At 33.2% G+C, this 24387-nt stretch carries 20 protein-coding genes, 1 tRNA gene and 1 pseudogene; 2 read left to right on the top strand and 20 right to left on the bottom strand.

Annotated elements, in window-relative coordinates; all coding sequences use genetic code 11:
* Positions 1-273 precede the first annotated feature (273 nt).
* From AC2TFD_RS14480 to AC2TFD_RS14455, 6 genes are all read right to left on the bottom strand, one after another.
* Positions 274-1662 (bottom strand): hypothetical protein, encoded by a 1389-nt coding sequence (locus AC2TFD_RS14480; protein WP_484676126.1) that lies wholly within the window; start codon positions 1660-1662, stop codon positions 274-276.
* Between the two features lie 208 nt (positions 1663-1870).
* Positions 1871-2941 carry an HNH endonuclease signature motif containing protein gene (locus tag AC2TFD_RS14475; protein WP_484676125.1) on the bottom strand — a complete coding sequence of 357 codons (1071 nt, stop codon included), beginning with the start codon at positions 2939-2941 and terminating at the stop codon, positions 1871-1873.
* 197 nt (positions 2942-3138) lie between these two features.
* Entirely contained in the window at positions 3139-4260 is a 1122-nt protein-coding gene (locus AC2TFD_RS14470; protein WP_484676124.1) for a hypothetical protein, read from the bottom strand.
* A 78-nt stretch (positions 4261-4338) separates the two neighbouring features.
* Positions 4339-4542 (bottom strand): zinc-ribbon domain-containing protein, encoded by a 204-nt coding sequence (locus AC2TFD_RS14465; RefSeq protein ID WP_484676123.1) that lies wholly within the window; start codon positions 4540-4542, stop codon positions 4339-4341.
* A 22-nt stretch (positions 4543-4564) separates the two neighbouring features.
* Positions 4565-6277, bottom strand: coding sequence for a zinc-ribbon domain-containing protein (locus AC2TFD_RS14460; protein ID WP_484676122.1), 1713 nt, complete (start codon positions 6275-6277; stop codon positions 4565-4567).
* A 288-nt stretch (positions 6278-6565) separates the two neighbouring features.
* The gene (locus AC2TFD_RS14455) at positions 6566-7705 is read right to left on the bottom strand and encodes a hypothetical protein (protein WP_484676121.1); all 1140 of its coding nucleotides are present in this window, start codon (positions 7703-7705) and stop codon (positions 6566-6568) included.
* Between the two features lie 1129 nt (positions 7706-8834).
* On the opposite strand from AC2TFD_RS14455, the gene AC2TFD_RS14450 reads away from it, so the two are divergent.
* Positions 8835-9908, top strand: a complete 1074-nt coding sequence (locus AC2TFD_RS14450) for a hypothetical protein (protein ID WP_484676120.1) — start codon at positions 8835-8837, stop codon at positions 9906-9908.
* A 238-nt stretch (positions 9909-10146) separates the two neighbouring features.
* Here AC2TFD_RS14450 and AC2TFD_RS14445 read toward each other — a convergent pair whose 3' ends face one another.
* The 5 genes from AC2TFD_RS14445 to AC2TFD_RS14425 all read right to left on the bottom strand — a co-directional run bounded on the left by AC2TFD_RS14445 (position 10147) and on the right by AC2TFD_RS14425 (position 14160).
* Positions 10147-10842 (bottom strand): hypothetical protein, encoded by a 696-nt coding sequence (locus AC2TFD_RS14445; protein WP_484676119.1) that lies wholly within the window; start codon positions 10840-10842, stop codon positions 10147-10149.
* Between the two features lie 251 nt (positions 10843-11093).
* On the bottom strand, positions 11094-11771 hold the full coding sequence (locus AC2TFD_RS14440) for a hypothetical protein (protein WP_484676118.1): 678 nt from the start codon (positions 11769-11771) through the stop codon (positions 11094-11096).
* Between the two features lie 18 nt (positions 11772-11789).
* Positions 11790-12644: an HNH endonuclease gene (locus tag AC2TFD_RS14435; protein WP_484676117.1), complete on the bottom strand. Its 855-nt coding sequence runs from the start codon at positions 12642-12644 to the stop codon at positions 11790-11792.
* Between the two features lie 311 nt (positions 12645-12955).
* The gene (locus tag AC2TFD_RS14430; RefSeq protein WP_484676116.1) at positions 12956-13927 is read right to left on the bottom strand and encodes a tyrosine-type recombinase/integrase; all 972 of its coding nucleotides are present in this window, start codon (positions 13925-13927) and stop codon (positions 12956-12958) included.
* Between the two features lie 146 nt (positions 13928-14073).
* A tRNA-Sec gene (locus AC2TFD_RS14425) sits at positions 14074-14160 on the bottom strand.
* Positions 14161-14282: 122 nt separating this feature from the next.
* On the opposite strand from AC2TFD_RS14425, the gene AC2TFD_RS14420 reads away from it, so the two are divergent.
* Positions 14283-14804: a JAB domain-containing protein gene (locus tag AC2TFD_RS14420; RefSeq protein ID WP_484676320.1), complete on the top strand. Its 522-nt coding sequence runs from the start codon at positions 14283-14285 to the stop codon at positions 14802-14804.
* 383 nt (positions 14805-15187) lie between these two features.
* Here the strand turns inward: AC2TFD_RS14420 and AC2TFD_RS14415 are convergent.
* The 9 genes and pseudogenes from AC2TFD_RS14415 to AC2TFD_RS14375 form a co-directional block, all read right to left on the bottom strand.
* Positions 15188-15634: pseudogene (locus AC2TFD_RS14415) on the bottom strand (NAD-dependent epimerase/dehydratase family protein); the annotation flags it as partial.
* Between the two features lie 12 nt (positions 15635-15646).
* Positions 15647-15874 (bottom strand): NAD-dependent epimerase/dehydratase family protein, encoded by a 228-nt coding sequence (locus AC2TFD_RS14410; RefSeq protein ID WP_484676115.1) that lies wholly within the window; start codon positions 15872-15874, stop codon positions 15647-15649.
* A 1380-nt stretch (positions 15875-17254) separates the two neighbouring features.
* Positions 17255-17803: a competence protein ComK gene (locus AC2TFD_RS14405; protein WP_484676319.1), complete on the bottom strand. Its 549-nt coding sequence runs from the start codon at positions 17801-17803 to the stop codon at positions 17255-17257.
* A gap of 455 nt (positions 17804-18258) precedes the next feature.
* Entirely contained in the window at positions 18259-18885 is a 627-nt protein-coding gene (locus AC2TFD_RS14400) for a hypothetical protein (RefSeq protein WP_484676114.1), read from the bottom strand.
* Between the two features lie 854 nt (positions 18886-19739).
* Entirely contained in the window at positions 19740-20654 is a 915-nt protein-coding gene (locus AC2TFD_RS14395; protein WP_484676113.1) for a DNA/RNA non-specific endonuclease, read from the bottom strand.
* A gap of 591 nt (positions 20655-21245) precedes the next feature.
* The gene (locus AC2TFD_RS14390; RefSeq protein ID WP_484676112.1) at positions 21246-22511 is read right to left on the bottom strand and encodes a hypothetical protein; all 1266 of its coding nucleotides are present in this window, start codon (positions 22509-22511) and stop codon (positions 21246-21248) included.
* Entirely contained in the window at positions 22492-22692 is a 201-nt protein-coding gene (locus tag AC2TFD_RS14385) for a hypothetical protein (protein ID WP_484676111.1), read from the bottom strand. Before AC2TFD_RS14385 ends, AC2TFD_RS14390 begins: the two co-directional genes overlap by 20 nt.
* Before the next feature lie 3 nt (positions 22693-22695).
* Complete coding sequence (locus tag AC2TFD_RS14380) at positions 22696-23535, bottom strand: hypothetical protein (RefSeq protein ID WP_484676110.1); 840 nt, start codon at positions 23533-23535, stop codon at positions 22696-22698.
* Between the two features lie 529 nt (positions 23536-24064).
* Positions 24065-24214: a hypothetical protein gene (locus AC2TFD_RS14375; protein WP_095251033.1), complete on the bottom strand. Its 150-nt coding sequence runs from the start codon at positions 24212-24214 to the stop codon at positions 24065-24067.
* Between the last annotated feature and the right edge of the window lie 173 nt (positions 24215-24387).

Here is a 24387-nt window from a genome sequence, read left to right as displayed (position 1 = left end):
GGATAGATGTATTAGAGTAAATTGCCGTTTCTTTTTACTACTAAATGACCCAACATAATAACATCCGCCCTTAAATTTAAAGGAAACTTTCCATCTTTTCTTTCCCCATCTCAACCTAGTTAGGTTGTAGGAAGGGATAATTAATCAACCAGTCAAGATAAACAAGATTTACTGAGCTTTTACTATCATTAAATAACTAGAGGACTCCCCTTTCTTATATGCAATGAAAAATTGACATGCTGTTACTTAATATTGTCAAGTTATTATAACTGGCTATTTCTCTGATTGTTTTGTTTCGATATTAACTATTTTTTCATGTCCATATTTTAAAAATTCTATAGCAGAAGTAGGTCTTAAAAATTGGTAGAACATGCGTTCAAAGAGACCATCAGACAGTAGCTGTTTGACATTCTTGTATTCAATTTCAACTGCTTGTCCATTATATTCAAATACCTTCGAATGTACCTTAGTCGTATTTAGCCTTGCCGTTTCTTTCTTTGTTAAAAGGTTAACCTTTACTTCGTTTTCTTCAAGCATTTTAAACCATTTATTAATATCCAGAGTCATATATACTACCTTTTCCCGATTTATTAATTTTGCTTTATCGTTTATACTAAACGGATGTAAAAATAATGGAAATGCCACTGGAGAATTAATAGAACTCCTTAAGTCAATTGATGGAAAATCTACACCTAAAGCTTTTTTATATAGCTCAAAGCTACGATGAATAGGTGTACGTGTAGTGTTATATACACCCATAATTAGACAGTTGTCAATTGTTCGTAATGAATAATTTTTCTTATCCACTTCTTCCAACAAAGCCCCGACAACATCATCAAAATGTGTCGTATAAAAAACTTCATTAACAATTTTAATGCTTTGTCCGGTTACTTTATCTGTTCCTATTCCATTATTTATAATGTTAATCTTATTTAAAGCAGTATCTTGTTGTTTTATATAACGTTCAAATTGTTTTTTAAACTTGTCATCTTTTTCTTGCAATTCATAGTACAATTTCCTGTCACATTGTATTTCTACAAAATCATCTATTATCCTTTGAATTTCATGATTAACTTTTCCTTCTTTTAACTCTATTATCTTTATTTTATCAAGTCCTTTTATTAGGAGGTCTCCCACTTGAATAAATGAAGTAATATCATTTATCAATGGAAAAGTAGTGTTATTTTCATTAAAAATAGATTCCACTACCTCTAAATCGTGTTTCAAGTTAGAGTTAAATATTTCAACTGGTGGAGTAAAATTATAAAGCCGTCTAATAGATGTTCTATCATAATCAAGTAACTGCCATGCAATTGTATCTGCAACTTTCCTTAGTACTTTCTCTTTGTACATAATAATTTCTAATTCATTTTTTAGTTTATCAACCACCTCTTTACTGCTCTTTTGTTTGTTTGATTCTTTAATTTTGTCTTTTATCTTAATCCGTTTTTTACCTAACAGTATTAAATTTTGTATTATTAAATTTTGTGCTTTAAAAAATCCCATATGTACCTTTGATATAAACTCTAATCTTTTTTCTTCTTGCTTTAATGATTTATACGAATCTAACTTAAAAGAAACGTTTTTAATTCCATATTCTAAAACATAATGAAGTAATGACTTTAATTCCTTAATAAAATTGTTATCAACCATATCTTTCATACCTCCACAAGGTTAGTCAGCTCTCTTGTTTCAGCGTGTTCTTTAATAGCGAACACCTTTAATTGTTTGAAACGGACAAGGCATCCTAACAAATCGTTACAATACAGGTTAATTATACCAATAGGAAGGTTTTAAAACCTCATATAATTTACATTTTGTGCTAAACTATTAATAAACAAATAACGCAACCCCAAGGGCTACGTTAGATTTATGACGATTCCTTATTTTTAAACCTCTTATAATACCAAAACTCTAAATATTGTTCTTTTGTGTTTTCTTTAAAATCATAGAGAGAATGGAATTCCACATGACAATTTGTACACAAGGTGACTCCATTATTAACTTCAGTTCTTTTTTCTTTACACCAACTGTAACCATCTAAATGGTGTGCCACAACATCTAAACCAATATATCCACAACAATCACATGTATAGTCATCTATCTCTTTTACCTCTTTTACCCATCTATAATATTCTGGGTATTTTCGCTCTTTTATCCTTTCTTCTTCATTTAATGTATAATGCCAATCTGGTATCATACACTCCCAACATTTACGTTTAGGATTTTTCCCTTCTCCTGCCCACATGAATCTTCTATAAGTGACAGTATCAACGTTTCCACAAGTACATTCAAACTTCATTGGCATTCCAGCATTCACGTACTCCTCTTCAAGAAGAATTAATCCTTCCTTTTTAAACAGATTTCTAACAAATTTAATTGTGAGCCTTTTCGAACCACCGCAATAGTCACAACCATGCTCAGCATTTTTAAATTTATTAAATGTAGTATAGCTTTCATGACTTTCTGGACAAAGGTATTTTAATCTTTGGTTTACATTAAGATATTTTTTAGATAATAATACAAAACCACGTTTCTCAAAGTATGATTTGACTTCTTCGTAATTCCATCTTTTTCGCCCTTGACACTCAGGACACCTCCTCCCATTGTTTTTAAAGTTATCCCAATTCATGTAAAAAGTGTGACTTTCTGTACATTTAAACTTAAGTTTTTTCTTAGCATTTATATACTTAGGTGAGATTAATTCGTAGCCAACACTGTGGGCATACGCTTTAACATCCTCAATTGTAACCTTCCTTTTACTACACTGTGCACATCTTCGACCTTTCTTAAAAGCATCCCAAATAATTGACAGAGGGTGACCTTTAGAACATAGAGCATTTAAATGCGTTTTAGCGTTGATGTATTCCGTGCTTAATAGCTTGTACCCTTTTGATTCGAAGACTCTTTTTACATAGTCAAAATCTAATCTATTCTTCATCTCTTACCACTTCCTTTTGAATGTATGATAAGAGCATTGACAAGAATGAAAATATTAATTCAAATTTATTAAAATTATTTATTATGCCCAAATTCATCCAAACAAATACTCAAATAAATATATTTTTTCATATAAATTTCACTTAAACAAAAAAACAGCCCCTGTTGGACTGTCTCGTAATATGTAGAAAAAAGTTATCAAGTGTCTTTATGAGAATTTCTTTTTAGTTTTGTAGGTAATATTGCTTTTTCATTTTCCAATATTATTTCCTCTAAAACACCGCAGAACTCATTTACCACGTTAATCAAATATTCTGCTTCCTCAAAGGAATCAATCTTATTGGGATTTTTTCCCTTATGTACGAATTTATTTCTAATTTTATTTGCTAATATAACCCTATCTATATATGGCTGTATGTTCCATCGATATACGTCAGTCTCTATAGCTTTCGAAAGGTTATCTATCATTAATTTAACTCCAAATTCGTTTAATTCATTATTTATTCTTTTAGAGTTTTTCATTCCAGTCTTAAGGTATGCCTTATAATAAAGATTATGGAGTATACCTTCTAACTGAATAATAGATACAACAATACCTAATAAGTAATTTCCTGAAAATATTTGTCTAACTGCATCTACACCAAAATTTTTAAGTATCCTTAATTCATTATTATTAAACATCTCCTTTTGTATTGCTGCATTAAATTCATTTCCAGCAGAATTTACAAAGTTCTTATCATATGCTGTTAGTTGATAAAAAGCACTTATGTCAATCTCTGATAATACTTCATTTTCTTGGAGATGATATACTTTAAAGTGATGGATATCTCTTATACTTAACTTACTGACCTGTTTATGACTTGTGACGGAAGCATAAATATCAATAAAGTAATTATATGTAGAACAAACTTCTTCCAAAAACGTAAAACAAGTATCATAAAAATTTACTTGGGATGATTTATCAATATCAAAATATTTATCAATTAGAATTTCAACCTTACAATAGGAATTTTTCCCAAATCTATCTCCGAGTTGAGAAAAGGCAGAAAACTCATTTAGATTTTCCCCATTGATATCATTTATTCCATACCATTCGAATAAGCGTACTCCACTGTTATTAACCCTTTCTACAACTCTTAACATATAAATTTTTTCTTCACCTGGTTTTTTGAATTGATATTTTATTTCTGGGTTCAAGAAAAGAGTATATGGTAACACAAAAATTATGCCAGTCTTTATATTATCTATGTTTTTATTAGAGATATTATCTTTTATTACAGTTATTTTTGGATATATCTCATGAGTTCTAATTTTTTTCATGTCTTTCCCTTCTCTTTAGTCTTATTAAAGTGCGGGTAAACAGTTACTGACTAAGGAAGTAAAAGAAGCAAATTAAGGTTAAACTCTAAAATTGTGACTTTTTTTCTTCCTATTTTGCTTCCTGCATATTGGACACCCTAAATTCCGCTTAGTTCGATTGTGAATATATGACTCCCATTCATGCCCCTCTTTACATTTCCACCATACTTTTCTTGGTGAACCTTTGGAAACCGTTAAGGGTGACAGACCTTCGTTTTTCTCGTAGTTCCATTCTTCAAGCATATGTGGATGACTAGATATAAAGCTAGTAATTTGTAGAGTTTTGATGACAAATAGGACAATTGTTCGGAGATTCTTTTTTTGTGCGATTGTAAACGCTAGCTTCCCACTCATGCCCTTTGTTACAAATCCACCACACCTTAAGTTTAGACCCTCTTGAAATCGAATAAGGTGACAAATCCCGATTCTTTTCATCATTCCATTCGTTTACTATTTCAGGGTAACAATAACCAAGACTGTTTTTCTTATTGCTGATTTCAATTGAACTTTGGATGGCTGTCCTGTCCATAAAACTATCCACTTTTAAATCCACGGCATGAAATTCATTCAACATATGAAGTTTCTCTATCAAAAGCGAAATGCAATTGTCCAAATTACGATAATACTCTTCTGAATAATGGTTGGTAAAGGAATGAAAAAGTACATCTGAATCGTGTCTTTGAATATCAGTATTCTTTCCAAAAACTTCTTTAACCCTGATTAGGTTATAGCCTTTTTTTGCTAAGTCCAGACTTTTTTTCCTATCCTTCTCCTTCCTATCTTCTGTATTGTGATAGTATTGACCGTCATACTCAATTGCAATTTTAAGAGAAGGAATGACTATATCCAATTCTCTCTTCCCGTCGAACTTGTACCTACTTAAGGTATCGGGAAAATACTGTTTAAAATAAAAGTAGATACTTTGTTCAGCAAATGATGTTTGCCTACCTGACTGACAAATTGGACAACTATTAGCTTTCACTTTGTACAGTACCCTTTGTTGGTGTTCATGTCCCCTTTCACATGTCCACCAAACGACTTGCTTTGAGCCACTAGAGACTACATCTGGACTTAGCGAACAATTCTTCTCCCTATTCCACATTTGAGCAATATGAGGGTGAGTAATGGAGATAGAGTTCTCTATACTTACTTTGAAATTACTACAGTAGGGACAACCGTTCCCACTGCTGCGACCGTTCGGAGTTGCTTCCCACTCGTGTCCTTTCTCGCATTGCCACCATACCTTTTTATTGGAACTATAAGTAATATCGTATGGCGTAAGAGGATAGTTTTTCTTATCATTCCATTGAACCGCTAAACTAGGGTTGGTCACTATTAAACAATTGCCATGCCAAACCCTATGATTACTACAATAGGGACAACCATTACCTACTCTAGTTCTACTTACAATTGAAGCTTCCCACTCATGTCCCTTTTCACAATTCCACCACACTATTTGGTTTGACCCGCTCGTAACATCATTAGCCGATAGAGGATGGTTTCTTTCATTATTCCATGAACGTGCCACAACAGGATAGTTAGTAGCTAATGAGTTCTCTTCTGAAACGAATTTGTTTGCACAGTATGGACAACCACAACCACTTGTCCGACTGTATACTGTCGCTTCCCATTCATGTCCCTTCTCACATTTCCACCAAACTTTTTTGTTTGACTTGGATGTTATTTCTGAGGGGATTATCCCTTTGTTTTTGTTGTAGTTCCATGACCCTGCTATCTCAGGATTATTGGACTTTAAAGAGTTATCTTCATTAACTTTATGGTTACTACAATAAGGACAATTCCTGCCGTTTGCTCGACTATAGATTACTGCTTCCCATTCATGTCCTTTCTCACACTTCCACCAAACTTTCTTATTAGACCCACACGTTATGTCATAAGGCGTAAGCGAACCATTTTTGTCTTTGTTCCATTGCTTAGCCAATGCTGGATTAACAATTGCAAGATTATTTTCTACCATTCTCTTACTACATCCCTACATTTAAAATAATATTTCTAAAATCTAAATTACCATAAATAATCAGCATTAGATATATTTTCCATACTTGTTTTTAATGGAAGTTATTATGGGGGTGGTAGGGACTTAGACGGGAGTTACTGATTGTTGAGTTCCAACGGAATCCCCCCCACCTCCTTCTATTATTCCTTTATCCTTTCAGCTAAAGATGCAGCCCTAAACTATTATATCGTCCAAGTTTATCAATGAATCAATTAAAAAAGAAAAAGGGAGATAAATATCCCCCTTCCCTCAAGCAAACATTGAAAATTCATGGTTAGATTCTGAATCAGCCACCGAAACATCATCCAAGAAATCACTTATGTCATATGAAGCCTTCTTTTTTTGCTGCTTCTGCCTGTTAACACCCCTATTCTCTCGCTCCTGCTGTTCAGCAAATTCAGCCATTTTCTCCATATTTCTTTCCTTCTGCAACTTTTCTTCTATCTTTTCTCTACTTATTTTTTGCTGTGCCTTACTTAATAATGATTCCATGTTTTTCTTACCGTTCTCATTTTTGGAAATTCCAGTTATTCTTTTTTCAGCATGTTCTTTTAGAACTTTACAACTAGTGGTTAGAAACACATACATATCATCCTCGTTAATGTAGGAATCCATAACAAACCATTGATGTTTCCGCTTCTCTGTAGTTTTTTCACTAAGAATATCAGAATGTAATCCTTCATTAATAACTTTCATTATATCAATAGTTTTTTCTTCCTTTTCCTCTTTTACATCATATCGGTTTGTTTCTTGTCTAGGTTGTCCATCTAAAGTTGTGTAATATTGTCCAATATGTTTAACTATCAATCCATCTTTTACACACCCATCAATTATTTTGACTGCTGTAGCATGTGCTACATCTAACACGGACGCCCATTCCATATAGGAGATAGCATATTTAATTTCCTCTTTACTGTAAGTAAACGAACGCCATTTTACATAAATTAATACTTTAAATTGGTCGATGTTCTTAGTTCTCTTAAGCATATCATCAGTTACCTCTACAAAGCCTTTATACTTCCATGAACCACTCGTAATTTCATGAGTATATACTGGGGCGGTCATTTCTGGAAGCATTACAGTTAAGTGTGTAGTGTTCCTAAAAGTTGAGTCACTAAAGGTCATTTTTATATAACCCTTCTCATGTAAACCTAATAATGCTTGTTTGATTTTTTGCTTCCCTCTTGATGGATGGCTTCTATCAAACTCTAACTCTGAGTTTAGTAATTCAATATTAACAATGCTTATTCTAGGGTTTCTAGCGGTGACATGTAAGCCTAATTGATAGAACACCACCAATTCCTCATTGGTTGCAAAACATTCGGTATCAAATGCAAACATGCGATTGGGTATGGCAACAAAATAATCTTTTTCTTTATCCTTTTTCATAGCCTTATCAGCCCTCTTTCTGAATGTATTTATCACCTTCCATTTATGTTTTAGTTTGTATTCTTTTTAGTTTCTTTCTTTGTTTTATACTGTATAGAATGTGTATGATTTAAGACAAAATCTTCATGTTATTCATAAAAAATTGTACGAATGTATACAAACTTTTATATTAGGATGTATAAATTTATACAAAAAATGAGTTTGTTTTTTCATTTTGATTCTCATAATATTGTAGCAGCGTAATTAGCCCATACAAAAAAGCTAACAACATCAAAACCAACATGAGTAAATCATCTATACAACTTCTTAAAATGGACATACATATCCCATCTATAAAAAGCCATTAAGATAATATTCTTTCATGTTAACGTTTTGAGCCGTTAGCTTTAATTTCAGCTAATGTTTGTCGGGCTTATGTTAAATTTACATTTTTTATTTTACTATGTTGATAAGTGCTTGTCGAATTTTTTTAGACCTGTTGAAAGAAATTAATTTTTAATAAAATTGGTAGTTATATATAACTGCTGATAAAACCTTCATTAAATTTACTAATAAAGTCTGTGCAATTTCTTAATAAAATCTCAGTTTCATTGAGAATTGAATATTCTCGCTCGTAACCAAGATATACACTGGGACAATTGAAGTCCTATTGGGATAAATCAAATAGGTAAAGATGGTCGTGGAGTTCAATCTTCATTAATAATTCGATTTTTGATTAATTGACTACAAGGCTATTACCATAATTTATGATATAATAGATTTGTTCGCAAAGTGGCGTAAAGGATAGGTGACGCCACCTACATACCTCCTTTACAGAAAGGATGTATATGTCCCCGTGGAACTTGAATTACACACTCGTAAATTTAGATTTCGTGTTGTTCTTCCAATGGAAGCCATAGAAGTTGTGATTTGGGCTCTGGCTATGTTAACTGCATAGTGTAATTGCTTCTATGACACTGCGAACCGAGTCACTCTGTCCCAAAGCAGAAGAAGATGACTCAACCATCTCCTAATAAGAGATGGCTTTTTTATTTTTTGGGTTTTGTTAATGAATGCTATTGATTTTGTTGTTAAACTAAAGGAGCAGTTTACTGGAAAAACAAATTAATATAGAGAGGTGTCAATATCAGTGGAAATAGAAATACTAGGTCACCGAATGAGGATAAATGTAAGAGAGGAAAACGGTACAAAAAGCATAGAAGTACTGCCTTGGTTTGAGAGTCATCAAGAATTTCTTACTACTACCAGAGTAATAGATGAAGATAGCTTGAAAATTCTATGGAGCAAACGCTACTTTGGAATTTCTTCTAGAACACAAATGTTTATGGTACTTTACAATACTTTTGTCGACCTATTAGGGAACAAATCTACTTTTGATGATGAGTTAACACTACAAACACTTTATTGTGATATGGTATTACGTTTAGGTACAATTTTAGAGGATTTTGCAGGAATGTGCAGTGCCTGCCGAGAATTTAGCCTACACGGCACGAGTATAGCAGAATACTTTCTCGCATACACTGACCCAATGTCATTTTATAATAGTGTGGGAGTAAGAGCACACAGACAGATTAAACAAATTTTTAGGATTGCTGAGTCGAAAGGGAACTTGAATCGAATTATTAATGATTTGACTGAAGAAGAACGTGAGGTTTTGTGGAAGGGATTAGGTGTAACCGTTGAAATCATACAAGAATACATGACTGATATTAGCAAAGCCATTCGTCGAGAAGTTGCTTCTAATGTTACCTATTATGATATATATAATAAGTTAAAGCATGGTTTCGCTCCCATTTTTCCATCGGTAATCCCTTTGTCATACGAAATAAGTAATGTGCCTATAGAAGTGGAAAACGAAGATATAATTAAACATTATATGATACAGGGCATAAATATTATGCACGATAAGACCATAGGGCAACGTTCACAAGCAGAAGCAGATAAATATAATACCTTAAAACTGGCAACTCCAACAATAACCTTTGACTCAGTGACACTTGAAGGTGCAAATAATATGAAGGATGCCGTAGAGAAAATCGATTACCTATATAAATATCTTATTAATGTTTACCTTTCCTTTTCACAGGGAAGAAAAAATATCAGTTTAAAATTCAGAGAAGGTATGTTAACAGAGGAAGAGATATCTCAAATTAATTCTATTATAGAGGATGAATCGAGATACATAAGCTCCCAACCATCTTAACACGGATAGCAATAATAGAAAAAGACCATAAAATTTAAAGCTTGAGGATAGAATCTCCTCAAGCTTTTTTCTTTGTTGTCAAAAATTCGAAAATGTTGAGATGATGATGTATTAACCTCCTTCACCATAAGTGCTTGCCATAGCATACTGTAAACACCCTCTCTCCCTAGACTAAGAAAAACCGTAAGTCATATCTAACTGTTTTCCCCCTAATATTTCATAAATAATGCTCATTATTTTATACTATTTTGACTGACGATTTTTTAGCCAAATTCTTAAAGATGCTCCAAAATTGTTTAAGAATAACAACAAAACTTCCTAATGCTATTCCAAATGTAAATGAAGAATACCATTTATCACTAAAGTAAAAAGAAATTGTTAATGCTACACCCATAAAAATAAGTGCAACAATGTCAAAGGTTGTAAAAACTGGAGCTTTATATTTTTCAATTTGTTTTACACCCACAATTCTACTATTGATTGTTATTCCCTTTTCACTTTTGGTCGATAATATTTTTAAAGTAAATTCATCTCCTTTATTTAACAGGAGCGGTTTAACGCTTAGTAGACTAGAATAGGACATTTCTTTATCCAACTTTACTGTCAAATTATTGGGTAGTTTTTCTTTTAGTTCTGCTTGGAGCAGTTCACCCTCTAAATGAACATTTATATCATCTGAAAAGTCTTCTTCTCTTATAGGAATATTGCCACTGTTAACTATTTTTAAAAGGACTAAGTAAATATCACTGGTAATCTCTTTTTCATCAATATAAATTTTTAGTTTGTCTCTAAACTCTTGATTTTCTGTTAATAAAGTAGAAGATGATACCTCATAACTTAATTCCTTTTTATTTCGTGAAATTAAGTAAATTACAATAGGTACATTATGGTTGCTAATAATGTAATAAATCCGATAATATTTCCCATATCTCAAATAGACCCTCACTATCAATTTTTTAAACACTTAATATATTTTATCAAAATTATTAAAAGAATAGGTAATATTTCCAAATTAATACTCCAACATGAACTTATTATTATATATCTAGGAGGGAAACCCCCTGTTTATAAAAAATATAGTACAATAAACCTGTAAACAATCCCTATTAAAAAAACCGTTAGTCACAGCAAACGGCTTTAATCATACTTATACTTAACAGAAAAAAGAATGCAAAGGTTTTCACCTTATATTGGTTCTCTCAACGTCCTTTTAAATTCTCTAGCTATCCTATCCACGAGTTCAATATATTCATCCTTAAAATGTACATTAAAGTTAATAAACTCTAGCTCATCTCTTCCAATGGTTTGTATGTTTCCCTCTATTTGCCTACTTCTGTAATTAATAAGTTCAACTTTTCCTAGTTTGTAATTTTCAAATGTTGCAATTATTTCTATTAATGATACGTAGTGTTCTTCGTTTATTAATAGAATGTTTTGCTCTATTTTCTTCCTTGTCTCTTTTAATTGCTTAATAAATTTTTTTAAGTTCGTATTACTGGCATGTTCCCATAGGTCTTCTGCATGACTTTTTAAGTCATATAAACTAATCCACAGTTCATTATAAAGCTTAAATTGATATTCGGAATACCTAGCTACTGTTTGCAATCCTGTCTTATGAACCTCTAACTCCTTTTGATACTCCTTCTTTAACTCTTCTAGTTTCAACGTGTGCTTTGCTTGTAAATCTACTAGAATTGCTTGGTTTTGTTTTTTTATGTCTTCTAGTAAGACCCTATTTTTTTGTTGATAAATTTCTGACAAAAGATTTGTGATTGTTCTAGGAGCAATTTTGTATAGTGCAATAGAGCCTATTGCTCCTCCAATAGCCGATAAGATTGGTATTGTTATTAATTCTTGTAACATATAACATACTCCTTTTTGTTAGTGGGTTCTAAATTTGATTGCAAGTTTATGATGAAAATAACTCACTTTTTCTTTCAATTTATTAACATCTCTTTCTAAATCTAAAATGTGCATTCTATCATGGCAATTTGGGCAAAGTGCTACAGTGTTAAATATACTATCTTCCCCGCCCTTGGATAGCCATTTTATATGATGGGTGTGTAAATGAGGTTCACCTTTTTTGTTTTTAAATGGTGCTGGTTGTTCGCATAACTGGCACACACCTTTCGCCCATCTTTTAGCATATTCAGATACAAAAGGATTCCGCTCATAGTTATTTGTAGTAACCGTCCGACTAACGGCTTTTTTACTTGCATGCTTTGCCCTAGCTTCAAGTTCTTCATTGGAAAGCTTGTTTGCAAGTTTCTCACGTTCTTTTTCTTTTGCTTCAATAAGCTTTTTCGGAAGCTTAATCGGTTTCTTACCATCAGCCAACTTTAGTGGGAAAACCCAAACCTTCCTTAATTTTTTATCCTCATCGAACTGTTCTTCTTGATATGGTTCGCCCGCTAGAACCACTTGTCCCATAAAGATGTATTCATTTGGTCTAAGAACTTCAAATAGGTAAACATCCACACCATTTGTGTTTGATTCAGCTAGGGTCTTGTTTTGATGAAATGAAAGGCTTTGGTCACCTTTTTTCCCCATTCCAGTATAGTGGAATATACTACCTTCCCACCTGTCTTCATATAATTTTGTATGGTCAGATACGAGAACAAGCGTATTTGTTTCAAGTGACCTTCTCATTCCCATATAAATTGTACTTTTAAAAAGTTCACCAACTTGGTGATTAGTTAATACTTGACCAACTTTTAGATTATGATTAAAACTCAATTAATTTCACCTCTTTATTAAAATAACCTAGTTAATTTTACCATTTTCCTAAGAATTTTATATATAATTCCTACTTATACTTTCGCTCGTAGATTCAATGAATGAGTGTCAGGAAAGAAGTATTAGCAGGGGGTTATCAATAATTCATTAAATTATCCCTGTAAACCATCCCCCCACCACTGATTACGTTATTTTTGAACTTGAATAGGATTATGCCTGTTATTAATATAGCTCTATTTTCTATGCAGCCATTATCTGTGTCCAATTAGAAAATAACCGTTCCACTCTTAGGAACGGTTAAATATTTAATATCATTTTCCGAATATACTATTTATTGGAGAGAAACTGTTATGTTGCCTTCTAACATCAGTATCAGTCATTTGAATATACTTTCTTACCATAGACATATCAGTGTGCCCTAAGATTTTTTGTAATGAAAAAGGGTCGCCCCCATTCATAACATAAAATAAAGCACCAGTATGTCTGAAGGTGTGGGGGGATACTCTTTTATTAATAATACCAGCCTTCTTACCATAATCATGTAGGTTTAATCTTACAGTTGCTGGATTAATTTGGTGTCCATCATAAGTTAAAAATAAATATTCATCATTAAAATCTTCTGTTTCCTTCATGTATGCTTTTAATAGCTTATTCGTTTTAGTTGAAATTGGGACGGTTCTAGCTTTTCTTGTTTTTGTATCCCCTGCTTCTAACTGAATAAATCCACCTTTTAAATCTACATTACATCTTCTAATTGCAACTAATTCAGATATTCTGACTAAGGTATCCAATAGAACAAAGATAATGACTTTATCACGGAAGCCAGTATACAATTCATCGTCAATAACAGATAGTAACCTTTTTATGTCTGCTGGGGTAAATGATTCTAACGTATCTTTAGGTGCTTTAACTGGCTTAAAATTCTCATGTATTGGTGTATCAATAAATCCTTCTGTATAGCAAAAACGAATAAATGCACGCATTGTTCTAATTCTAATATTGGCTGTCATTGGACGTAATTCTTTATCATGAAGCATATAACCAATGTATCCACGAAAATCTTCTATTGTGATACTTCCATTGGTCATATCTTCACCAAGAAAATCTTTCAGATATTCAAAGTGGATATAATATTCTGAAATGGTTCTAGGTGCAAGTGCTTCTGTCTTCTTAAATGTCATGAACTTATCAAACATCTCGTCTAAGGTTAGTTCATTTAAAACCTTCTTTGTATTCTTTCCATTACCTTGACCCCGCTTGTATTTTCTAACAATTTTCTTCATAAAAAATAGCCTCCTACAAATATTTATAGGCGACTAAGAGCAAATGTTATGTACAGTCTCACTAAACAGTCTTCAACAGTCTAGTAAGAAAACACCATTTAGACCGTGTAGGTTACAATTTATTAAAACCGTTAAAAAGTCAGTATTGGCGGGACTGCGTGGGAATCGAACCCACCAGACCTGGCACGCAGGTCTCAAGCAGTTTTGAAGACTGTGGAGGACACTATTACACCATTCAGTCTACAATTAAATTAACGTAAGTTTTAATAGATTTTGTGTCATTGTATTACTTAATATATACAAACAACTAATTTCACTTTAAAATTAACTTCAAAGATTCTAAGGAGGTGTCTATATAACGGAAATTATATATGAAGTAATCAAAATTAAACAAACTGTACGCCAAATTCAAGAGGAACTAAAAGAAAGAATTTTTGCTCCTTTTCAAATCAACGAGGTCGCTAATTTTTTTATTGGAGATGATGATAGAGAAGTTTTTCTGGTTATTTGTTTAAATGCTGTTAATAATATAGTAGCTGTCCATCGCTGCCATATTGGTTCACTAAATGCAACTATTATGTCCCCTAGAGATGTGTTTAAAGCCGCAATTTTAAATAATGCAAATGCAATAATTGTTGCTCACAATCACCCCTCTACACATCTTTATCCTTCAGAGAAGGACTTTTGTGTTACAAATGCATTATTGAAGGCTGGTAAAATTTTAGAAATACCTTTATTAGACCACATTATTATTAATTCATATGGTGACTATTTAAGCTTCAAAAAAGAAGGTTTTTTATTAAAAAATCGTGTGATTCGAAAACCCCTTGGACACACAACTGTTGTTAATCCAGTTTTTGATAACACTCACATATAGTTTTTGTAAAACTCAATCCAGGTGTCAAAATATTTATAAAATCAGAACAAAATATAGTAGGTGGACATCTAATTATTTTCAATAAAGATATACCCACCCATAGGGTGAATTACGTTTTAAGGCAAACACTAAAATTCTAAGTGGGGATTAGTTTATCGTTGGCCTGGCACCCTAGTCTGTACCACTCATCCCTTAAGCAAGGATGAAGGCTCTTTTCATCCATCAAAAACAAAGAGGTATTTTTGATCCAGTTCATATAATCGTCAAAAGCCTCTTCAAGCCCATATTTTGGCGTGTATCCTCCGTCTTGCTGCAGAAGTTCAATCACTAATCTACTTGCAACTTTCTGAGCGAAGTAGTCGATATTGGCCTCTTCCGGATTATCAACTAAACGATTGCAAAACTATGAAACTCCTTTTGAAGCAGTTTACACCAATCTTCCACACTCCACGACTGACCTGGGCAATATTATGTAAATCAAAGTGTAAATCATTATTTTGCATAAGGTGCACAATGGCATTGGCAACATCACGATTGTAGACCCAGTCTCGCATTCCAGGCCATGGCATTGTCACATCTTGTTTCAATAAAGCAAGCCTTGTTGCCTGAAACGGGCCCGAAAGTGTGTGCCGAATACCTGTATAACGCTCCAACGGTCCAAAAACTTGACCGATTTGTACAACCAATGCAGGTAAACCAAATACTTCTTTATATATAAGAACCGTTCTCTCCACAGCATACTTCGTAATTTCATACAAGGACCTTGGCGTAGGAATGGAGTCTGATTCAAACAGTCTGTTATCTGTGAAAGCAGTGTCACCATATACGGATACGGAACTTAATTAAACAAATTCCTCAATTCCGTGTCTTCGTGCCGCTTCCATTACCTCAACTGTACCCATATAATTAACATTCGCAACATCCTTACTCGATTGTTGTTCTCTTTTAAAATCAGGTGTCATCACTGCGGCGTGAATGATCGTCTTAATATTGTATTTTTCGATAACGGAATCTAAATATGTTCCCGATCTAGTACATTTCCTTTTACATAATTTTGCGGTGCCTGTCACAACCGGTTTTATATCAAAATAGAAAGTATTAAAGATTATTACGTCGGAACGACTGAGGAAAGGAAAGAAAAGTACTGCCAGTCTTTACTTTCTTGTTAGAGTAAGAATGTTAACAAAGATTAATTAGATTAAAAGGGTTTCATTATCATGGCGAAGTCAAATTTTAAAATAAAAAGCACCTAGATTTTGGATAAGCGCTGGAAAAATAAATACCTTCCACAAGTGGGGATCGCATAGCTAAATTTGAAAAATACAAGAGTTTCCCTCGACAATAAATTTTCTAATAGGTAAAAGTCCGTTTGTTAAAAGCATTTGCCGCGCATCCAATCAAACGATTAGTTGGTATGTTCACTTGTTTAGTTTTATTTTATTATGTATTTTGCTCGGATTACCCCTTAACTTTGCTTGTCTGCCATCAAACGAAAGAGAGGGAGAATAACGCCTTCCATTATTCTCTCGACCTAAAACCCTTTATTATCCTCTGAAATTTCCATACTCTTACGCAAGTTATTTATAATTAAATCCACACATCTTTCTCTATTTGTATTTGTTCAATTTCCTCTAAATCTAATCTACTTATCCAAAATTGGAATTATAATCGTAATTTCATTTGTCCTATTTTGTTTAGTGAACTCCTGTTTAATTATCTTTCTAAATCGATACTTTCGTTTATTTTTATATTTAAATCTTCTGATGGCAAGCCTAAGCCCATAGCAAAGATGGTATAGAGTGACGGAGCTTTTATGTTTTTTCAATCTCACTTAAATAGCCACGATCTAGGTTGATTTCATTCGCCAGTTTTTTTTAAGTCAAACATTTTTCTTTACGTAAGGTTTTAATCACTTTTCCTAATGTAAATGGTCTATTCTTTCAAGGAAATTCTTATTATTAAGACCATAACATAACTAGGAGTGTTATATCTTCGTGGGCTATAGACGATAAGCGAGCACATTTAATAAATAAATTTTGAGGGTTCACAAATTTGGGGATTTTGTAGTTATCTTGATCTGAGTGATCGGTGTCAGAACACTTTTATTTAATAAGTTGCAATCTATTATTTGTTCGTGAACTTTCTCCTTGTATATCAGAATGCTGCATTCACTCTATCAAAAACTGGATTTTTTCCATTTCCATAATAAATTCTGAAGCCTTTATACCAATCTCGGAAGCAAGGGCTAGAATGGTATATAGACTAGGCAGTTTAAAATTTCTTTTAAGAATAATAAAATAGGAACGGTTTAATCCGCTATGATTAGTGAGCTTTTCTTGGGATAAACTCAGTTCCTTTGCAGTCATTTTAAAGCCTGTCCAAAATCTAGGTGCGAATTATAATCCACCAGGAACTACTCCTTCGAATAGTAGATATCGAATAAATTGTTTTTATTTTTTGTTTTCTTCCTCTAGAATATCAAAATTATACTTGCCTGATTTCTCCTTAAGAAGCTGATGTTTATTGGGCGGTTCTAGATAAAAAAGGAGGGGACCAGCTTGAATCCCTCTTTCCGTTGTAAGGCGTTTTAATTGATTTGCTGTCTGTAGTTTATTGTTAAAGGCAGTTAATTTTGCATCGACAATGATAAAATGGCCGTTGCTTAATGCTACCTCAGTCTTGTTGCCGATTGCTTTTGTGCTGATAATATGTTCAGGATTAAACCAGATGCAGTCTTGCTTTTGTGGTGATTTGATTGGAAAAAGGCAAACACTTTGATAGGGATTCACAATGATTGGACATATAACCTTTTTATTAAGAATGAATTTTGCTCCTGCCATTGCTCCCCGTAAATCAAAACCTAAGTATTTTAATGTATCGTCTAATAAATTTAGTGGCGCCCTGTCCACCAATAATGTTGATTTTTCTACCATAATTCTGGAACATAGTTTACCATTTTGGTCATATTCACCCATCACAAGTATTACTTTATTATTAATAAAGAAATTATTAATTTTAATCTTTCTCCACTCCTTTTGAATATAGGTTTGAAAAAGGTATCCTTACTACCATTTTGAGAGGCGATGATGCGGTTACCTTACAAATCTATTATAAGATAAATAGGACCTTTTTCCGATGACTATAGTAACATCATTCGTCATAATTCGGGTGAATTTTGACGAAAAAACGACAGTTTTTTCGCATCAGTTCCTTTCGTATTCTAAAATGACCATAATCCTTTATTCATTTTGCTGAAGCCAATCCCAGTCGGGGTCTTTGCCATCTATAAAAGCATGGGATATATGAGTTTTAATCCCCAGAGCCGATATTTTTTCTAGATTGATTTTCATGAATTTGTTGTTTAAGATTCCATAAAAGTAGGCGAACCTGTTTTTTACAAGATTGGTCATTTTTATTTTTCGAATCAGTTGTCTAAAGGCTTGGATTGAGATGTCTAGTATTTCCTCTGTTTCATTTGTACACTCAAAGCGAAATGCAGCAATTTGTACCATATACCAAAATTCTTCAATGGTTTTTGCTCGGAGTAAAAACACTTTACTAACTCGATAAATGGCTGTGGAACTCTGCTGCTTACATAAGAGTAATCTAATATTGACGGTTCTTCGTAACGTTTATTTATCTTTTGATTATTTGTTTTAATAAGATTACTAGTTTCATTTTGGTGGTTCATTTTTTCCTCTTTGGGTAGTTCATTTAATGGAAAACGATTAAACTGATATAAATTACTAGACTGCGAACCATTTTTCCTTTCTGTTTCAAAGACTGTGATGATCCCAAATCCCCTTGCTTTAAAAATCATTCGTTTAAAGGTAGATCTTGATATACCGTTATCATGGTATTGGTCGTGAATTGATTTTAAGAGTGTCCCAATTTTTGCATTGCAAACTCCGGGGATTTTGGCTGCAAACCTCACGAGCCTTTTTAATCCGACCAGTTCCCCTTTCGTAAAATCATGCTTGTGTTCTAATAACCACATTTCCAAATGATGATTAAATTCCTGAAGAGAACTGAATTGCGAGAACTGCTTAAATTCACTAGTATTACCAGATTTTAAACTCACGATTAATAACGCCCTTTCATTTCATAGACTTGTTTAAGTTTTCCTTCGTGAGGGCTTTAAGTGAAAGCTCACGACCGGCACCTCTACAATAACGAGATTAGCTGAAAAAATCGAACTGCCTTATTCTATTTTTGAGTAGATTTTTAGAGCGAAATGACAAAAAACGTCTTCAAAAGAGATTTTTGCAAGCGATTTTTGCATTTTGGCGCCTGTAACTCCTCGAATTTTGTCGGAGATTGATAGGTTTGTAGATAGTTATACAGCGATAGAATGGCGTTGTAGTTGAATATTGTTGTGGTGGTCGGGTTGGCACCTTCTTTTTATTTGTTAGGAAAGGAGGTGATAGTCCTGGAAATGTTTCTTACGTTTTTTATGGAAGTTCAGAGGGGGATTCTCCTTGAAGTAGGCACTAATTTTTTCGGAAGACTGTTCTACTAAACGAGAAAACCACCCTGCGCTGTAGTAAGCAAAGGGTGGTTCGCCATAAATATTACAGACAACTTTCATCCAGAGGGTAGAATTGGCATTGAGAAGTGTTCCAGCACTTCTCTTGTACTGCGCAAAAAATTAATTTGTTGTATTTTCGTCGTGCTTATTCGTCATCAGCTCGCTAATCATAAGAAAAGACGCATATCCTTAGCAAACGCGCCTGATTGTTGAATATCTTGTGGATCTTTCTTGTTCTAAAGGACCTGTTAGTGAAAGGTAATAATATTTTCGTCATTCAAATACAGATGATATGACCATTACCTTCAGTTGTTCCTGTACAGACACCCATTCGAAAATTGTTATAAATCGTCCAACGTGAAAAATGTTCTTTCGTTCTTTTATTTTTTCCTCAAAGTTCTAGGTGCTTACTCACCTACCATACCGTCGTTATCATTATCACGCATATAAGGGTATAACCAGTGATCACTTGTTATTGGCATACTAAAACCTGCATCTTTTGCTTCTTTAATCGTCACCTGTCCATTTCCGTTTGTATCCACACTAGAAATATCACCGTTTGTGTTTGAACTTGTTGATTCAGAAGGTTTACTGTCTGTTAAACCAAGTGACTTGTTTACTTCATCAGGGTTTGTATTATCAAATTTTTCAACAATCACGTTGCCCTTTAACGTATAGGTATACTGGTAACGCGAAGGAATTTGGGTTTGTGTATTCGGATAAGTGATTATTGCTTCAAAATTAGTTGCTCCACTAGCTTTGTGGATATTATCTTCCATATAAGCTTGGTCACCGTGTCGGTTGAGTGTACTGTCTTGTGGGGTAATATTATATGCATTTGATACCCCGCCTAGAGAATCAGCGATGACATGCCCTTCATCTAAAACGTCACTTTCGACACCGGGAACCTTTGCCTCATCAGAGTAATATCTGCCAGATGATGTTACAGGCTCGTTATCATCATCTTGTATGATTATTTCTTTTGCAACAACACGTATTAATTGTCCATGTTCGTTTGTAAAAGCCCAGTATTCTCGGTCACCGTAACCAATATCAACAACGACGTTAGGTTCACGTAATCCTGACAAATCACCACCATCAACTTCGATAAGTTTGTATCCTGAAAACAGTTCATTATTTGGTTGGGATGGTGTTTCCTCCGTAACCGGAACACTCGGCGTTTCCTCTACTACTGGTTCATCAACGGTTACTTCTTGTGAATCTGTTTCTATATCTGTATTGGATGCATCTTCTACGTTGGTACAACCTACCATAAAGATAATCATTAAAAGTAAGATAAAATAGTTCATTTTCTTTTTCATTTTAGGACTCTCCTATAATAGTTTCATACTGGTCATTCTAAAAACGATGACTTTCAACTTATTCCCCCCATAACTTATCTTATTTTATAATCTTACCATAAAAGACTTATATCCTATTGAATTATCCTGCTTCATTAGTGAAACAAGAAAAGCCGCCAAGAATGGCAGCTGGATCTTTGCGGACTTAATACTAAATAAAATAAAAGGATCAGAATCTTTTTTTAGCCTTTCAAATGAACGTAAGAGAAGGCTCTACACCTATAGTTTATTATCAGAACTTAAATTTCCATACAATTTACATTTCATTAATGGCTACTTTTTGATAATCATCATTGTTGAAAAAAGGTTTATCCATTATATTACCTGGCATCCTATTATAACCTTTTAGAAATGAATCATAAGCCCTTATCACATTATCCTCTAATTCGTTTAAAGATGAAAAATAAGGTATTCTTTAAAGGGATTAAACTAATACTGAATGTGTCTCCTAAACTATAATCATTATAAATTTCTGGATTTCCTGTTGGTTCTTGAAGAAAGCCTCCTCAAATGAGGAGACTGTTATGGATAGGTTGTATTTTTTCATATTTTTTATTTTTTCCATTCCTTATTTATTATGTCTCTGTTTCTAATTACCTTTTCACTTGTTTTATCCCTTAATGCCACTTGTGACATTCGTACGCTTTGCTTTACAAAACCTAATAATTCTGCTGTGTTAAACGCTAGAGGGTTTCCCTGGTGTAAAATTATTTTGACTATGTTCCCGCTAGTTGCTACAGAATGAGCAATAAAGAGCAATTTTTGCAAGCGAATATGGTCGTGAATTTCCGAAAGATTTTCCATATACAATGGAGAGGCTGATTTTTCTTTTCCTACTGTACAACTAACATATATTCGCGTACATAACTCAATCATACCAGGTACAATGCCCATGGTGAGAAAATGCCTCAAATCATATCCTTCCAAATACATCCACCTGGCCAAGTCAGCGACTGAACGCCCCTTTTCCCCAAAACTTCCAAACTGCAAAAGTTGTGTAAATCCCCAACCAGGGACGGGGATTCCCATCTTTGTACAGACGTCAGAAATAATGTGACCTAACCATAGAAGTGGTGCAAATACTTTATCTTTTACCGGAATATCTTGAAACTTCGGAAGAGGTATACTATGTAATGATCCTTTTGAGTCTATAAGGGTTATATTTCCATTAAAAATATCAATCATTCCAAATATCAGTCCAAAAAACGGATCATGTCCCAGACTCATTAATCTATGTGTTTTAGGGTAAAATCCACTTACATCACCTTCATAGGTTTCAAAAGCTTTGGTTGTGCTCGCATCATAGCTAACTTTACATACCTTTTCTAATTTAGATAATAATCCGTTAAGCTCTCCATCCCCGTTAACTCCTAATGTCTTTAGCCAGCTAGTTATTGTACTGCCTTCTTGGTTGAATTTATTTAAATAATTTATATCTTTTGGTATTTTTACAATGAGTAGGTCAACAAGTGCTGTGACAAAACCAATAGTAAGTGCAACAGTATAATCCAATTTTGTTAATGGTGGGAGTAAGTTAACATTACTATTGATTTCTTTTAAAACTGATTTCTCAATTTCTTTAGAGTACTGATTAAAAAACTCTTGATTTAAAGGAAGCTCTATTTTTCCCTTCGACTTATTAACGGTTTCGGTGCCGATAGAAATACCTAATTCCAATAACTCATTTTCTAAACGCTTCAACTCTTCATTATTTTCATTACTTTGTATTCTACTTGAATGAATATCCTCATTTAGCTTAGTAATACTAGCTTGGATACCTGTTAATTCTTCATCTAAATCAAATATTCTTTTTTTCATCAGAGTTCGTCTCCTTAGAATTTTCACGAAGAGCCTTCTCAGAATTCTTTAATGAACTTCTTAAATATTCTATTGCTTTGGAAAGGTTTTGAATCCGTTTCTTATTTTCTTTGTCGTCAAATTTAAGATCAGCTAATTCTGCTTCTAATTTCTTAAATACCTCTTGTTGACCTTTAATCATTTCTTATGCAAAGCGTATATCTTTTTGTGCGATTAATATGATTTCTTTCATAATCACTTCTAGCTTTGCTCCTTCACGTAAAGCAAGGTCAGCTGAATTCCCCAACATTACACCAACTGTCATACCACTTAGGGCTCCAAATATACTTCCGCCCCCGACAATTACACTTATTCCTCCAGCCATACCAAAACCACCCGCTGCAATCGCACCACCACCTAATGCCGCTAATCCTGCATTTACGGCAGCAGCACCAGCCAAACCAGCTGGAGCAACAAGGCCTGCAACAAAAGGTGTAGCTAATCCTGCTGTGATTGCAATTAAAACAGCCCCAAATCCCGCTCCAACAAACATTTTGGTATAAAAATTAGATAATGACCTTATAGAGCGTTTAAATGACTTTTTATAGTTATCAATAAATTCTTCATCTATTTTTAATAGCGAAGACATCTTCTTCAAATTTTCATTAAAATTCTTCTCATTGATTGTTATTCTCTCATAAAATTTCGGTGTAAACCCTTCCATTTGGTAGTAAGGTGAAAATAAAGAAAGTTCTAATAGAATTAGGTATAGGGGTGTTTTGACATTCCCACAATTACTCGTTACAATTTTGGATTTTTCCATAATTGCAATTTCATCTCTTAAAAGAACAGTTTTCTTACCAGTAAGAGATAATGTATCTTCAATTCCCCGTTCCCATATCAATAACCAATCTTCTTTTTTCTTTTTATATGACTTGTTTTTTTCAGTTTGAATATCTGCTTTAACAAGAAATCTTTGCATACTAAATAATAATAATAATAATGCTTGTTCATGATCAAGTCCAAATTGTTCTAAAAGATTCATTTTCTTCAGTCCAATCATTTTGAATGTCCAAATTCTTGCACAGTATGGTTGTACTACGCAGCAAATAGAACTATTGTTTTCTCACCTTACTTATTCAACAAATGCGCCCGATTGCTGAATAGTGAAAAAAGCGATAGAGATACAAAAATGTCCCTTGAATTTTTTACTAAAGCATGCGTTAGTTGCATAAGTAAGAGGTTTGAAAAAATAGCCTGTATATATTTGAACGATGAATAACTTACCTATTTTCTTGTGTTTGTTTGCACCGTTTACAGAAAATCAGGAAAAATGCAATCGAAAACGTAACTAAGTTTATAAATTCATCAAAAAATACGTTAGAAACATTGATATATCAACAATTTAATAGATTTCATTTTATTTAATTAAGGTATATTTTTCCAATTATTTTAAATTATTCTATATTAGTTCTTACGATGAATACAATGTTTCTTAACTATCGCAATTGAAAAAAGAACTTCGAATAAGAAAAACATAGGGAGATTTTAGTCTTCCTATGTTTTCATTCATATTATTTATCTGTTTGTTTTTGCTTCTTTTTCAAATACTCCGCACGCATTTTTTCAAGTTGCTGCTTTTTATCAAATTTGGCAGGCGTCTGTTTTTCATGAAACTTCGTCACAGCTACCTGACCTTTGTAATCCAATTGATATTTTCCCACTATGTTCACCTACTTTTTTTGTCTTTAAAGAGAATCTATTCAACAAAACATATTTAAGTTCGCATTATCACCCCTTTCATCTATTAACTTAAACAAAAGGGGACATTTTCTTGCACATTAAGAAGCACCCTAACTAGGTGCTTCTTAACCTGCATACAATAACTTATTATTTT

It is taken from the genome of Neobacillus sp. plas4 (assembly GCF_057221695.1).
Note: the sequence above shows the minus strand (reverse complement) of the source record. Positions and strands in the feature narration are given on the sequence as shown.

Coding starts and splice junctions, on each gene's coding strand:
- AC2TFD_RS14480 (WP_484676126.1), bottom strand. CDS start 1,662: ATGAAAGATATGGTTGATAACAATTTTATTAAGGAATTAAAGTCATTA.
- AC2TFD_RS14475 (WP_484676125.1), bottom strand. CDS start 2,941: ATGAAGAATAGATTAGATTTTGACTATGTAAAAAGAGTCTTCGAATCA.
- AC2TFD_RS14470 (WP_484676124.1), bottom strand. CDS start 4,260: ATGAAAAAAATTAGAACTCATGAGATATATCCAAAAATAACTGTAATA.
- AC2TFD_RS14465 (WP_484676123.1), bottom strand. CDS start 4,542: ATGCTTGAAGAATGGAACTACGAGAAAAACGAAGGTCTGTCACCCTTA.
- AC2TFD_RS14460 (WP_484676122.1), bottom strand. CDS start 6,277: ATGGTAGAAAATAATCTTGCAATTGTTAATCCAGCATTGGCTAAGCAA.
- AC2TFD_RS14455 (WP_484676121.1), bottom strand. CDS start 7,705: ATGAAAAAGGATAAAGAAAAAGATTATTTTGTTGCCATACCCAATCGC.
- AC2TFD_RS14440 (WP_484676118.1), bottom strand. CDS start 11,771: ATGTTACAAGAATTAATAACAATACCAATCTTATCGGCTATTGGAGGA.
- AC2TFD_RS14430 (WP_484676116.1), bottom strand. CDS start 13,927: ATGAAGAAAATTGTTAGAAAATACAAGCGGGGTCAAGGTAATGGAAAG.
- AC2TFD_RS14395 (WP_484676113.1), bottom strand. CDS start 20,654: ATGAAAAAGAAAATGAACTATTTTATCTTACTTTTAATGATTATCTTT.
- AC2TFD_RS14390 (WP_484676112.1), bottom strand. CDS start 22,511: ATGAAAAAAAGAATATTTGATTTAGATGAAGAATTAACAGGTATCCAA.
- AC2TFD_RS14385 (WP_484676111.1), bottom strand. CDS start 22,692: ATGATTAAAGGTCAACAAGAGGTATTTAAGAAATTAGAAGCAGAATTA.
- AC2TFD_RS14380 (WP_484676110.1), bottom strand. CDS start 23,535: ATGAATCTTTTAGAACAATTTGGACTTGATCATGAACAAGCATTATTA.